Origin of the sequence: Marinobacter alexandrii (assembly GCF_005871205.1) — a bacterium.
Lineage (GTDB): Bacteria > Pseudomonadota > Gammaproteobacteria > Pseudomonadales > Oleiphilaceae > Marinobacter > Marinobacter alexandrii.
Genome location: NZ_SWKM01000013.1, coordinates 446,385 through 459,798 on the forward strand (window position 1 = coordinate 446,385; position 13,414 = coordinate 459,798).

A 13,414-nucleotide genomic window follows, 5' to 3' on the forward strand; every position below is an offset into this window, starting at 1 on the left:
TCAACTACGTCACTGAATGATTGAGCAAAGGTCCGAGATACCGATCAACGGAATCACGGGCCCGAAAAATACGCGAACGAACGGTTCCGATCGGGCAGTCGAGAATCCGGGCGATGTCCTCGTAACTCAGCCCGTCATACTCCCGCAGCAAAAACGCCGAACGCAGCTCCTCCGGTAACTGGGATATCGCCTCGGTTAACGCTGTCTGGAGTTCTTCCCGCTGCAACAGACGTTCTGGCGAAGCAACGTCCCTAAGCCGACTGCCATCATCGAAATTCTCGGCCTCGGCCACGTCTGCACTACCCTGCGGCCTTCGCCCGCGCGACTCGAGGTAATTCTTGGCGGTATTGACCGCTATCCGATAAAGCCACGTGTAAAAGGCACTGTCACCACGGAACCGATCCATGGCCCGGAAGGCTTTGACAAAGGCTTCCTGGGTCAGATCCATCACTTCCTGACTGTCGTAAACGTAACGACTGATGATCGAAGCCACCCGCGACTGATACTTAACCACCAGCAGATCAAACGCCGAACGGTCGCCATTCCTCACCTTGCGGACAAGCTGAAGATCGGTCTGACTGTCGCTACGTTCGCCCTGTCGCGGGTCTTGGTCAGGTGTCATGGACGGTTTGCCGGGCTTCCCTGTTTTCACGGCCAATGATCCGGCCTTTACGAGGTTTCGTTGGTTCATTATTGCTGTCCGGCGTCCATTGAGAAAGTCGGGCGCACCACCCAACAGGCGGCTGACCCTTTCAGGCCAAATAGACAGCACGTGCAAAGTTTAGTTCAATAGGCATCCACATTATGGCCCGCGATTACGACCCAATGCCACAGTCCTACGAATTCGATGTCCTTGTTATCGGCAGTGGTGCTGCCGGCCTGACCGTTGCACTGAATCTGCCGGAACACCTGCGGGTCTGCGTATTAAGCAAGGCCGACATTTCCAGTGGTGCGACACTTTGGGCCCAGGGCGGGATTGCCGCGGTGCTCGATGACGACGATTCCACCGAGGATCACATCCAGGACACCCTGGCCGCCGGAGCCGGACTGTGTCACGAGGATGCCGTCCGGTTTACTGTTGAGCACGGTCGGGAAAGCATCGACTGGTTGATCAATTCCGGGGTCGCTTTCACCAAAGATGAAAACGCCCACTACCACCTGACCCGAGAAGGTGGCCACAGTCATCGCCGTATCATCCATGCGGCCGATGCGACCGGCCACGCAGTCTCCACCACACTGACAGAACAGGCGCTGGCGCGACCGAATATCGAGCTGATGTCCCGCCGGGTGGCAGTCGACCTGATCACCAACCGTAAGCTGTCGTTGCCTGGCAACCGCTGTGTGGGCGCCTATATCCTGAACCTGGAAGACAACCACGTTGAATTGTTCCGGGCCCGGTTTACCGTGATCGCAACCGGCGGTGCCTCCAAGGCCTATCGCTATACCACCAACCCGGATGGCGCGTCCGGGGACGGCATTGCCATGGCGTGGCGAGCCGGCTGTCGGGTTGCCAACATGGAATTTAACCAGTTCCACCCGACCTGCCTGTACCACCCCCATGCCAAGTCATTTCTCATTACCGAGGCAGTCAGGGGTGAAGGCGGCCTTCTGAAACTGCCCGACGGCAGCCGCTTCATGGACCGTTTCGACGAGCGCGCGGAACTAGCTCCCCGGGACATCGTGGCCCGCGCCATCGACCACGAGATGAAGCGCCTGGGTGCTGATCATTTGTATCTGGATATCAGCCACAAGCCGGCTGATTTCATCAAGCACCACTTCCCGACCATCTATGAGAAATGCCTTGGCTTTGGCATCGACATTACCCGTGAACCCCTGCCGGTGGTGCCGGCCGCACATTACACCTGTGGCGGCATTATCACCGACGAGCGCGCCCGCTCCGACATCAACGGACTGTACGTGGTAGGCGAGGCGGGCTTTACCGGTTTGCACGGAGCCAACCGGATGGCCAGTAATTCCCTGCTGGAATGCCTGGTCTATGGTCGCTCGGCGGCGGCAGACATCGCCCGCCGGGAAGCGGACATTCCGCCAGCTCCCGACGCGCCGGACTGGGATGAAAGCCAGGTTCGTGACTCCGATGAGGACGTCGTGATCTCGCACAACTGGGATGAGCTGCGCCACTTCATGTGGGATTACGTCGGAATCGTGCGCACCACCAAACGGCTGCAGCGTGCCAAACACCGCGTCGATCTACTGTCCAGGGAAATTGGCGAGTTCTACAGCAACTACCGGGTATCCAATGACCTGTTGGAATTGCGGAATCTGGTGACAGTATCCGACCTGATCATATGCTCGGCACTGCAACGCAAGGAGAGCCGGGGGCTTCACTACACCCTTGATTTCCCCGGGCTGATCAGTGAAGCGAAGGACACCGTGCTGGTTCCAACTACCTACCGTACGCTATCCCCCTGATCGGGGTGAGTTTTAGTCAACAACCCATTCAACCCAACGGAATCCGCTATGCCCGAACACACTGCTTCCTCCGACCACACCGATTTTAACCGCATGTGGTGGCACAGCCGCCGCGGCATGCTGGAACTGGACAATCTCCTCATTCCGTTCATCGAGGAGGTCTACCGCGACCTTCCGAGCGAAGACAAGGCTCGTTACAAGAAGCTGCTAAGCTGCGAAGACAACGACATATTTGAGTGGTTCATGCAACGGAGCCGGCCCGAAGATCCTGATCTGCAGCGCATGGTCGACATGATCGTGAATCGTGTCCAGCCGGATTGAGCTACCACTCCAGCCATCGCTAGCTGTTGGCCTGCTGGCCGCGACGCCGTGGCTGGCAATGGCCTGCTTCGTTCTGGTGGCAGGTGTCGCGGGTAAGGGCCTGCTGTTGCTGGGCCTTGCCCCCACTCTGGCCGGCGCATTCTTCCAATTCCGTGGCACCGGGTTGATGGGCGGCAAACGTGCCATTACCGCGCTGAAGGTTTCGGACGGACAGCTCTACGTGCAACTGGGCCATACCCGCACCGTTGCCATGGAAGTGGCCGGCGCCAGTCAGCTCGGCGCCGACCTGACAGTCTTGAAACTGCGGCCTGTCGGCACCAGATTATTCGCATATTCCGCGATTCTTCTGACCGGCAACCGCCTTGTTCGTGGTAACGTGCCGGAAGACGAATTTCGTCGCCTGAGGGTATGGCTCAGACTGGGTCGGTCTCAGCCAAGCCCCGTGTAAAGCCCCGAGTTGGAGCACTTCATGACTGACGCGAAATCTCCGGTCACTGCAGACAGCGGCTCTGCCCCATTGACCGCCGACTTTCCTTTGCCTGAGACCGGCTGGTCGAGCCTGAGCAACCGGCTACTGGTGCGTATCAGCGGACCAGGCACCGACAAATTCCTGCAAGGTCAATTCAGCCAGCACCTGGATGAAGTCGTGACCGGATACTCGCCCCGCGCTGCCGCTGCCACCCCCAAGGGCCGGGCCTATTGCCTGACGCGTATGGTTCGTGACGGCGACGACGTGCTAATTGACCTGCAGCACGAACTGGCAGACGGCATTCTGACCCAACTGCGCAAGTATCTGATGCTGTTCCGGGGCACCTCTGCTGAGGCCGTCAGCGAGGGGCGTGTGGTAGGCCTGTTTGGTACTGCAGACGCAAGCTCCCTGGCTGGCGACGGGCTCTGCGAGCTGAACCAGCCCGGCGATACGATGGCCGTTGACTGTGGTTTTCTGATTCGCGTCGAATCAACCGCCGATGGCCTCGACCGGTTTGAACTCTGGCAAACAGGGCCTAGTCAGGTCGCACTCAATGACGCCAATCAACGCCCGGAAGCCGACTGGCAGGCGTCGGATATCGCCGCCGGAATTGCCAGCCTGACCGACCAGACCCGAGAAGCCTTCGTTCCCCAGATGCTGAACTGGCAACACGTCGGTGGCGTGCATTTCAAAAAAGGCTGCTACACCGGCCAGGAAGTTATCGCGCGGATGCATTTTCTCGGCCAGCTTAAGAAAAGCCTGTACCGCTGCCGGCTTGCCAAAACGGAAGCGCCGCAGCCCGGAGCACCTGTCCAAGCCGACGGTCGGTCAGTGGGCACAGTGGTCAATGCCATAGCGCTGGCCAACGGCAGCTGCGAATTACTCGCGGTAATCCGACACGATGCCGCGGATAAGCAACTGTCGGTGGACGGTTACGCCGACGTCAGGCTGGATCTGCTGCCACTGCCCTACGCCGTACCTGAGCGAGAAAAAAATCATCAGACAGATACATAAGTTGACAGGAAAATCTCGGCTGATTTGCTATAAAGTAACTTACTTATTTGATTTTCCTAGGGTCAGGTTATCTCTGACCGCCGGACCCCATTCCTGACAAGCGGATTGCAATTGACCATGTCGAATATTGTCGAAACCATCAAGACCGAACTGACTGATGCCATTGAAAACGACAAGCTGCTGCTCCCCACGCTGCCGGAAGTCGCCCTGCAGGTCCGGGAGATCGCAGATAACGAAGATTCCGGCATTGCCGATCTGGTAAAGGTCATCAGCAACGACACCGCCTTGTCTGCCCGTATCATCCGGGTCTGCAACAGCCCGCTGTTTCGTGGTAGCCGCGCCATCGAGAATCTGAACATGGCGGTCAGCCGATTGGGCATGGCCTACACCAGCAACCTGGCAATGGGCCTGGCCATGGAACAGATGTTCCAGGCCACCTCAGATATGATCGACAAACGCCTGCGCGCAACCTGGCAAACCAGCACCGAAGTGGCCGGCGTCTGTCACGTGCTGGCCCAGCATTACACCCGGCTCAAGCCCGATCAGGCGACGCTGGCGGGACTGGTGCACCTGATTGGCGTACTGCCGATTCTGCGCTACGTGGAAGACCAGGACATCCAGATCAGCAGCATCATGCTCGACAACGTCATTGATGAACTGCACCCACGCCTGGGCGCAACCATTCTGAAGAAGTGGGATTTCCCGCCCGAACTGCAGAATGTGCCGCTAGAATATGCCAACTTCCAGCGCCAGGCCCCAGCCGCCGACTACGCCGACCTGGTCATGGTGGCCAACCTGCAGCTGGTCGCTGGCAGCGAGCATGCCTGGACTGAAATGGATTGGAGTGGCATTCCCGCATTCGAACGCCTGGGCCTTGATCCCAACATCGACATGAGCGAGGAAGAAGACCTGAACGCCCAGATGGAAGCCGCGATGGCGCTTCTACAGTAACTGCTGGGGATGATGGTCAAACTTGATGACCGGGGTTGATAACTAGGGCTGATAGTTAGCGATCAGCTCGGCTTTGGAGGGCAGCGTCCAATCGATGGATGGCTGCCCTTTTCGTTGCAGCCATTCGTTCGCGCGGGAAAAGTGGCGGCAGCCGAAAAAGCCGCGATAGGCACTCAATGGCGAAGGATGCGGTCCTTCCAGCACCAGGTGTCGATCACGATCAATGTGCCGGCCTTTCTTGCGGGCGTAACCGCCCCAGAGCAAAAACACCACCCCTTCACGCTCACGATTGACGGTCTCGATCACCCTGTCGGTAAAGGTCTCCCAGCCTTTGCCCTGATGGGCGCCAGCCTGGCCCTGCGCCACGGTCAGCACACTGTTCAGCAACAGTACGCCGCGATCGGCCCACGGCTGCAAACAGCCGTGATCGGGTGTCTCGATACCGAGATCGCTTCGAATTTCCTTGAAGATGTTAACCAGTGACGGTGGCGTCGCCACCTCAGGTTGAACAGAAAAGCAAAGGCCGTGAGCCTGCCCGGGGCCGTGATAGGGATCTTGCCCGAGTATCACCACGGAGACATTGGCAAGAGGGGTGCTGTTGAGGGCATTAAAGCAGTGATCGCGAGCGGGGAACAAGGCCGTTCCGGCCTGCTCCTCGGCCGCCAGAAACTCCGCCAGCGCCCGCATGTAGGGCTGACGGAATTCATCACCAAGATGGTCGGACCAGCCCCGGTCAGGCCTGAGCTGATGCGCCAGAACCTCAACCGGGTGCACGGCTCAGCCCTCGTCGCTGCGGCTTTCCGCCTTGTGCTCAGGACGCATGGCCGGGAACAGGATGACGTCACGGATGGACTGACTGTTGGTCAGCAGCATCGCCAGGCGGTCGATACCAATGCCCTCACCCGCCGTCGGTGGCAGACCATACTCCAGAGCCATGACATAGTCTTCGTCGTAGAACATGGCCTCGTCGTCACCGGCATCCTTTTCGGCCACCTGTTCCTGGAAACGCTCTGCCTGGTCTTCGGCATCGTTCAACTCAGAGAAGCCGTTAGCGATTTCACGACCGCCAACGAAGAACTCGAACCGTTCGGTGACAAACGGGTTGCTGTCCTTGCAGCGGGCCAGCGGCGACACTTCTTTCGGGTACTCGGTGATAAAGGTCGGCTGAGTCAGACGGTGTTCGGCAGTGGCTTCAAAGATCTCAATCTGAACCTTGCCCAGGCCCCAACCTTCTTTCAGGTGGATACCAAGGTCCCTGGCGACCTGTCTGGCAGAGTTCTCGTCGGCCAGTTGCCCGGCCTTCACGTCCGGGTTGTAGCGCAGAATGGCTTCCACCACCGACAGGCGCTCGAACGATTTGCCGAAATCGTACTCCACCGACTCTTCAGTGCCATCGGACAAGGTCCGGGTATTGACCACCGTGGTTGTACCCAGGACTTCCTGGGCGATGGTGCGGATCATGTCCTCGGTGAGATCCATCAGGTCGTTGTAATCGGCGTAGGCCTGGTAGAACTCAACCATGGTGAATTCCGGGTTGTGACGGGTCGAAAGCCCCTCGTTCCGGAAGTTGCGGTTGATCTCGAAGACCCGCTCAAAGCCACCCACAACCAGACGCTTGAGAAACAGCTCCGGCGCTATACGCAAGTACATGTCGATACCCAGGGCGTTGTGATGGGTCACGAACGGACGGGCGGTGGCGCCACCAGGGATCACCTGCAGCATCGGGGTTTCCACTTCCATGAAATTCCGGTCAGTGAAGTACTGACGCATGACACTGATGATTTTCGAGCGGGCATGGAACACCCGCCGGCTGTCTTCATTGACCATCAGGTCCACGTACCGGTGACGATAACGGGCCTCGGTATCGGTCAGACCCTTATGCTTCTCCGGCAGCGGACGCAGGGATTTGGTCAGCAGCACGTATTCGTCCATGGTGACGTAGAGGTCGCCACGGCCAGATTTCGACAGGGTGCCACGAACACCGATAATGTCGCCCAGATCCCAGTGCTTGGTGTCCTTCTGCACGTCTTTCGACGCGTAGATCTGGATACGGCCAGACGCGTCCTGAACCACCTTGAACGCCTTACGATCCAGCATCATGCGGCCGGCGATGGCCACCTTGATACCCATGGACTCCAGCTCTTCCTTGGTTTTCTCACCGTAGGTCGCCTGCAGCTCGGCGGCGGTGGCATCACGACGGAAATCGTTGGGGAAGGGATTGCCCTGTTCGCGCAGCTCCGACAGCTTGGCGCGACGCTCGGTAATCAGCTTGTTGTCCTCAGGCTGTGCATTCTGGGTGTGATCAGTCATGTTGGCTCACTAAAATCGGGAATGTCCGGGTTCTTTGGGCGCTGCGAAAAATTACAGCGCCATTTTCAGGCTGGCTTCGATAAATTTATCGATATCGCCGTCCAGCACCGACTGGGTATTGCTGGTCTCGACCTTGGTCCGCAGATCCTTGATACGGCTGTCGTCCAGTACGTAAGAGCGGATCTGGCTGCCCCAGCCGATGTCGGCCTTGGCGTCCTCGGCCTTCTGTTTCTCCGCGTTGCGCTCCTGCATCTCGCGCTCAAACAGCTTCGCCTTCAGCTGTTTCATGGCCTGGTCTTTGTTCTGATGCTGGCTTCGGCCAGCCTGGCAGGCCACCACGATACCGGTCGGATTGTGAGTCAGACGAACCGCAGATTCGGTCCGGTTAACGTGCTGACCACCGGCACCGGATGCCCGGTAGACATCCACACGCAGATCCGACGGGTTGATCTCAATCTCAAAGCTGTCGTCCACTTCCGGCGACACAAACACTGACGAGAACGAGGTGTGACGACGGTTACCGGAATCGAACGGAGACTTGCGAACCAGACGGTGCACACCGGTCTCGGTACGCAGCCAGCCATAGGCGTAATCGCCCTGGATGTGGATGGTGGCACTCTTGATGCCGGCCACGTCACCTTCTTGCAGTTCGACAATCTCAGCCTTGAAGCCGCGACGCTCAGCCCAGCGCAGATACATGCGCAGCAGCATGTTGCCCCAATCCTGGGCTTCGGTACCACCGGAGCCGGCCTGGATGTCCAGGTAGGCGTTATTGGAATCCATTTCCCCGGAGAACATCCGGCGGAATTCCAGTTTTTCCAGCTCCTTGTCGAGCGATTCCAGATCGGCTTCGATCTCGGCAACCGTATCGGCATCCTCTTCCTCGGCGGCCAGATCAAGCAGACTCTCGGCGTCGCCCAGGCCACTGGTGAGGTTGTCGATGGTTTTCACGATCAGCTCAAGGTCGGAGCGCTCTTTACCTAGCGCCTGGGCCCGCTCTGGGTCGTCCCAGACGGTGGGCAGTTCCAGTTCGCGCTCTACTTCGACCAGTCGTTCACTGCGCTGATCGTAGTCAAAGATACCCCCTGAGCGCTTCAGTGCGCTCACGAAGGTCTTTAATCTTCGTCACAATGGGATTAATTTCCATGAAACCCTTACTCGCTCTATAAAATGATGAGTAAAAACAGAGGCGGGATTCTACCGGATTTCCGCTAGTAAATCAGCCTGCGGGTTTCCGCATAAAGGGCTGAACTGGGGTTCGGACTTGGGGTAAGCAGCGGGGGCTGGCTCCGGCGTGGGCCGGGGTGTCTTTTCTGCCGGGAAAAAGATGTCTGAGCGGAGCGAGTTGTTTTTCCCAGAAGAAAAGACACCCCGGCTCGCGGCCAGCCACCTAAAGAATCAAATCACCCAAGCGGCTCGAGATAGTCCACCAGCAACTGGAGATTGGTGCGCCCGCGAAAGGTGTTGGCATCCGGCTTGTACACCACCCGCGCCCCGGTGCGGGTGTAGTCCGGCACTTCGGGTCCGGTATTGAAGGCAATGCCATCAATGATACCGCCACCCTCAAACGGCTGCAGCACCAGCTTAAGGTGATTCTCACCAACCACGCGCTGACTGACCACCCGGAATTCGCCATCGAAAATCGGCTCCGGGAAATGCTGGCCCCAGGGCCCGGCGCGTTTCAACAGGGTTGCCGTTTCCAGGCGCAGCTCATCGAGTGCCAGCGGGCCATCGGTGGTGATCGCGGCTTCCAGGTCCGCGGCTACCAGAGTGTTGCGAACGACCCTGTCGAAGGCTTCGGAAAAGGCGTCGAGGTCGCTTTGGGCCAGGGTCATGCCAGCAGCCATGGCATGGCCGCCGTATTTCTTCAGCATACCTGGATGGCGGGCATCCACGGCAGCGAGCACATCACGGATGTGCAAGCCGGGGATGGAACGGGCCGAGCCCTTGATGTCTTCGCCATTATCGTCGCTGGCAAAGGCAATGGTCGGCCGGTTGGTTTGTTCCCGAATACGGGCCGCGAGAATACCAATCACGCCCTGATGCCACTCCGGATCATACAAGGCCAGCCCCCAGGGCAGGCCTTCCAAATCCAGTGACATGGACGCCAGCAAATCCTGGGCCTGAGCCTTCATGTCCTTTTCGATGGTGCGGCGTTCCCGGTTGAAGGTATCCAACTCCCGCGCCAGCCGGCGGGCCTCATCGTGACTGTCGGCGAGCAGGCAGGCAATGCCGATACTCATGTCATCCAGACGACCGGCGGCGTTCAGCCGGGGGCCAACCACAAAACCAAGATCGGTGGAGCTGATGGCACTGTGATCCCTACCAGCCACCTCCAGCAACGCCAGAATGCCCGGCCGGGCCTCGCCCTGACGGATGCGGCGCAGGCCCTGCTCGACAAAAATCCGGTTGTTGTGGTCCAGGGGCACCACATCGGCGACGGTACCGAGTGCAACCAGATCGAGCAGGGCCCCGAGATTGGGTTCCGGTTGCGGCAACAACGACTGTTCACGCAGGTGCTTACGCAGCGCAGTGAGGACATAGAACATGACCCCAACGCCGGCCGCATTCTTGCTCAGGAACGGACAGCCGGGCTGGTTCGGGTTCACGATCGCATCGGCTTCCGGCAGGGTGTCACCGGCCAGGTGGTGATCGGTGACGATCACCTTCATGCCCATATCTCGGGCAGCCTTCACCCCTTCGATGGCGGAAATACCGTTGTCCACGGTCACCAGCAGGTCCGGCAGCTCGCCCTCATCCCGGAGCCGTTCGATGATGCCCGGGGTCAGACCATAGCCATCGGCAAACCGACTGGGCACCCGGAAATCGACACTTTGCAGCCCCAGCATTGATAGCCCCAGCATGGCGACAGCCGTACTGGTGGCACCATCGGCGTCGAAATCTCCCAACACAAGAACACGTTGCTGCTGGCCAATGGCCTCAGCCAACAACTCGACGGCACGGTCGATGCCGCGCAATTCCATGGGTGACGCCAGGGATTTCAGGGTATAGCTCAGCTGTTCATCGGAGGTGATCCCCCGGGCGGCGTAGAGACGACGAAGCAAGGGCGGCAGGTTTTGCCCCCAGGCCGGCGCGGTGTCCGGCTGGGGGCGACGCAGGATCTTTTTCGGTGTCATACCAAGTCAGGCGTTCTTCCAGTGCTTGGTAATAAACTCCTGCACACCGGCGATGTTGTTGTCGAGGACGGTGTAACGTTCCTCGCGCTCAAACAGATCCGCCATGTGCGCGGGAAGCTGCGGCCTCACCGACACTCCGGATTCGGCAATGGCGTCCGGGAATTTCGCCGGATGGGCCGTACCCAGGGTGATCATCGGAACCGAGCTGTCGCGCCGACAGTTGCGAGCGGCCCGCACACCAATAGCGGTGTGAGGATCGAGCAGGTACTCGTTCTGCTCCTGAATTTCGCGAATGGTATCGCAGGTCCCCTTGTCGTCCACAGCATCGCTGTCAAACAGCTTGCGGGCGTGCTTCCAGCGGTAGTCTTCAATACTGACCGGACCTTTCGCAGCGTTCTCCAGCAGCGTTTTCACTGCCTGGCCATCGCGACCATGAAGATCGAACAGCAGGCGCTCAAAGTTACTGGACACCATGATGTCCATGCTCGGCGACAGGGTGTGCTCCAACTGATGCTGCTCGTACTGGTTGCCACTCATGAAGCGGTGCAGGATATCGTTGCGGTTGGTGGCGATCACCAGTTGGGAGATCGGCAGCCCCATCTTCTTGGCCAGATAACCGGCAAAAATGTCGCCAAAGTTCCCGGTGGGCACGGAAAACGCCATGCTACGATCCGGTCCGCCCAGGGCCAGAGACGCCTGGAAGTAGTAAACAATCTGGGCCATGATCCGGGCCCAGTTAATGGAGTTCACCGCGGCCAGTTGGGTCTTGCCACCCAGGAAGCCCTGGTTGCCAAAGCTTTCCTTCACCATGCGCTGACAATCATCAAAGTTGCCGCGCACCGCGATATTGTGGATGTTGTCACCCTTGACCGTGGTCATCTGGCGACGCTGGACTTCTGATACCCGCTCGTGGGGGTGCAGAATGAAAATATCCACATGCTCGCAGCGACGACAACCTTCAATCGCCGCAGAACCGGTATCGCCCGAGGTCGCCCCCATAATGACCACGTGCTGCTTGCGCTTTTCCAGCACGTAATCGAGCAACCGACCCAGCAGCTGCAGGGCAAAATCCTTGAATGCCAGGGTCGGGCCCCGGAACAGTTCCATCACCCACTCATTGGAGTCCAGCTGGACCAGCGGAGCTACAGCCTGGTGGCTGAACACCGAGTAGGTTTCATCAAGCATCTTGCGGAAATCGTCAGCCGGAATGGCGTCGTCCACAAACGGATGCATCACGTTGAACGCAAGCTCGCTGTACGACAGCCCGCGCCAGCTCCGGATTTCTTCCAGGCTGAAATGGGGCAAGGATTCCGGAACGTACAGCCCGCCATCGGTGGCGAGACCGGTGAGTAGAACGTCTTCAAAACCCAGTGCGGGGGCTTCACCCCGCGTACTGATATATCTCACGTGCGAGCTACCTGTCAGTTAAAGTTTTCGGCGCGGATGCGGACCACATGACCGTCGGTATCGGTCAGGGCTTCCAGCTCTTCAATGGCGCGATTGATCTGCCGCTCCTGAACAGTATGAGTCAGGATGATGACCGGAATACGGCCATCCTGAAGCTCGGACTCCTTCTGCATGATGGACTCGATGTTGATGCCATGCTCACTGAGGATCGAGGCAATCTTGGCCAACACGCCGGGGCGGTCCAGGGCAGTAATGCGCAGATAGTACGCAGACTGGATGTCTTCCATGGACAGCACCTCCAGCTCTTCCAGAGCCTCGGGCTCGAAGCCAAGGTAAGGCACCCGCTGCTGACTACCGCTGGCAACCCCACGCGCCACGTCAACGATGTCGGCGATAACTGCGGAAGCGGTTGCTTCGTCGCCGGCACCCGGGCCGTAGTACATGGTCTGGCCGACGGCATCACCGTCAACGAGTACGGCGTTCAGCACACCATCAACCTGGGCGATCAGGTGACTCTGGGGTACCAGGGTCGGATGCACACGCAGCTCGATACCATCGTCGCGGCGACGGGCAATACCCAGGTGCTTGATGCGGTAGCCAAGGAGTTCAGCGTGGGAAATATCATAGGGCGTGATCTGAGAGATGCCCTCGGTGAAACCCTTTTCAAATTGCAGCGGCACACCAAACCCAGCCGAAGCCAGAATGGTCAGCTTGTGGGCGGCATCGATGCCTTCCACGTCAAAAGTCGGATCGGCTTCGGCGTAACCCAGGTCCTGGGCTTCTTTCAGCACCTCCGCGAACTCGCGGCCGGCGCGCATCTCGGTGAGGATGTAGTTGCCAGTGCCGTTGATGATACCGGCGATCCAGTCGATGCGGTTGCCCGCCATACCCTCACGAATGGCCTTCATCACCGGAATGCCACCGGCGACACCCGCCTCGTAGGCTACGACTACGCCCGCTTTCTGGGCTGCCGCGAAAATCTCGTTGCCGTGCACAGCGATCAGGGCCTTGTTGGCGGTGACCACGTGCTTGCCGTTGCTGATAGCAGCCATCACCAGCTCTTTGGCGGTGTCATAACCACCGATAAGCTCGACCACGATGTCCACGCCGGGATCGTTCACGACGTCAAAAATATCGGTCGAAAAAGGCACATCGCCAAGATCCATATCATTCCGGGGGCGACGACTGGCAATCCGGGTAATTCGGATGTTGCACCCTGCTCTGCCGGCAATGAGCCTGGCATTCCGGGTCAAGACATTGAATGTACCGCCGCCAACGGTACCCAGTCCGCAGATTCCGACACTGACGTCTTTCAAACTCTCACCTCTGATCCCGAACGGGTGCTAATGAATTGCAAATTTGGAGGGGTAGTATA

Annotated in this window: 12 protein-coding genes; 5 read left to right on the forward strand and 7 right to left on the reverse strand. The window is 58.9% G+C overall.

Going from position 1 to position 13,414, the window contains the following annotated elements; translation table 11 throughout:
* Positions 1–4: 4 nt before the first annotated feature.
* Positions 5–691 (reverse strand): RNA polymerase sigma factor RpoE, encoded by a 687-nt coding sequence (gene rpoE, locus FCS96_RS13010; RefSeq protein ID WP_138440805.1) that lies wholly within the window; start codon positions 689–691, stop codon positions 5–7.
* 134 nt (positions 692–825) lie between these two features.
* Between rpoE and nadB the strand changes: the two genes are divergently transcribed.
* The 5 genes from nadB (at position 826) to FCS96_RS13035 (ending at position 5,185) form a co-directional block, all read left to right on the forward strand.
* Entirely contained in the window at positions 826–2,430 is a 1,605-nt protein-coding gene (gene nadB / locus FCS96_RS13015) for an L-aspartate oxidase (RefSeq protein WP_212747089.1), read from the forward strand.
* A 48-nt stretch (positions 2,431–2,478) separates the two neighbouring features.
* On the forward strand, positions 2,479–2,751 hold the full coding sequence (locus FCS96_RS13020; RefSeq protein WP_138440807.1) for an FAD assembly factor SdhE: 273 nt from the start codon (positions 2,479–2,481) through the stop codon (positions 2,749–2,751).
* The gene (locus FCS96_RS13025) at positions 2,735–3,199 is read left to right on the forward strand and encodes a hypothetical protein (RefSeq protein WP_138440808.1); all 465 of its coding nucleotides are present in this window, start codon (positions 2,735–2,737) and stop codon (positions 3,197–3,199) included. The genes FCS96_RS13020 and FCS96_RS13025 overlap by 17 nt, the downstream gene beginning before the upstream one ends.
* 21 nt (positions 3,200–3,220) lie before the next feature.
* A complete protein-coding gene (gene ygfZ, locus FCS96_RS13030) occupies positions 3,221–4,234 on the forward strand; it encodes a CAF17-like 4Fe-4S cluster assembly/insertion protein YgfZ (protein WP_138440809.1) in 1,014 nt (337 codons plus the stop codon).
* A gap of 117 nt (positions 4,235–4,351) precedes the next feature.
* Entirely contained in the window at positions 4,352–5,185 is an 834-nt protein-coding gene (locus FCS96_RS13035; RefSeq protein ID WP_138440810.1) for an HDOD domain-containing protein, read from the forward strand.
* Positions 5,186–5,227: 42 nt separating this feature from the next.
* Here the strand turns inward: FCS96_RS13035 and ung are convergent, their stop codons facing one another.
* The 6 genes from ung to FCS96_RS13065 all read right to left on the reverse strand — a co-directional run bounded on the left by ung (position 5,228) and on the right by FCS96_RS13065 (position 13,355).
* Complete coding sequence (gene ung, locus FCS96_RS13040; protein WP_138440811.1) at positions 5,228–5,959, reverse strand: uracil-DNA glycosylase; 732 nt, start codon at positions 5,957–5,959, stop codon at positions 5,228–5,230.
* Between the two features lie 3 nt (positions 5,960–5,962).
* On the reverse strand, positions 5,963–7,495 hold the full coding sequence (gene lysS, locus FCS96_RS13045) for a lysine--tRNA ligase (protein ID WP_138440812.1): 1,533 nt from the start codon (positions 7,493–7,495) through the stop codon (positions 5,963–5,965).
* A gap of 51 nt (positions 7,496–7,546) precedes the next feature.
* A protein-coding gene (gene prfB, locus FCS96_RS13050) for a peptide chain release factor 2 (RefSeq protein ID WP_138440813.1) occupies positions 7,547–8,642 on the reverse strand; the annotation gives its coding sequence in 2 pieces (ribosomal slippage) (positions 7,547–8,569 and positions 8,571–8,642; 1,095 coding nt in all).
* A gap of 256 nt (positions 8,643–8,898) precedes the next feature.
* A complete protein-coding gene (gene recJ, locus FCS96_RS13055; RefSeq protein ID WP_138440814.1) occupies positions 8,899–10,632 on the reverse strand; it encodes a single-stranded-DNA-specific exonuclease RecJ in 1,734 nt (577 codons plus the stop codon).
* A gap of 6 nt (positions 10,633–10,638) precedes the next feature.
* Positions 10,639–12,039, reverse strand: a complete 1,401-nt coding sequence (gene thrC / locus FCS96_RS13060) for a threonine synthase (protein WP_138440815.1) — start codon at positions 12,037–12,039, stop codon at positions 10,639–10,641.
* Positions 12,040–12,053: 14 nt separating this feature from the next.
* Positions 12,054–13,355: a homoserine dehydrogenase gene (locus FCS96_RS13065; protein ID WP_138440816.1), complete on the reverse strand. Its 1,302-nt coding sequence runs from the start codon at positions 13,353–13,355 to the stop codon at positions 12,054–12,056.
* Between the last annotated feature and the right edge of the window lie 59 nt (positions 13,356–13,414).

Bases quoted from the DNA above. Each gene is read 5' to 3' on its own strand.
- FCS96_RS13035 (WP_138440810.1), top strand. From the start codon at position 4,352: ATGTCGAATATTGTCGAAACCATCAAGACCGAACTGACTGATGCCATT.
- rpoE (WP_138440805.1), bottom strand. From the start codon at position 691: ATGAACCAACGAAACCTCGTAAAGGCCGGATCATTGGCCGTGAAAACA.
- nadB (WP_212747089.1), top strand. From the start codon at position 826: ATGCCACAGTCCTACGAATTCGATGTCCTTGTTATCGGCAGTGGTGCT.
- lysS (WP_138440812.1), bottom strand. From the start codon at position 7,495: ATGACTGATCACACCCAGAATGCACAGCCTGAGGACAACAAGCTGATT.
- recJ (WP_138440814.1), bottom strand. From the start codon at position 10,632: ATGACACCGAAAAAGATCCTGCGTCGCCCCCAGCCGGACACCGCGCCG.
- FCS96_RS13020 (WP_138440807.1), top strand. From the start codon at position 2,479: ATGCCCGAACACACTGCTTCCTCCGACCACACCGATTTTAACCGCATG.
- ygfZ (WP_138440809.1), top strand. From the start codon at position 3,221: ATGACTGACGCGAAATCTCCGGTCACTGCAGACAGCGGCTCTGCCCCA.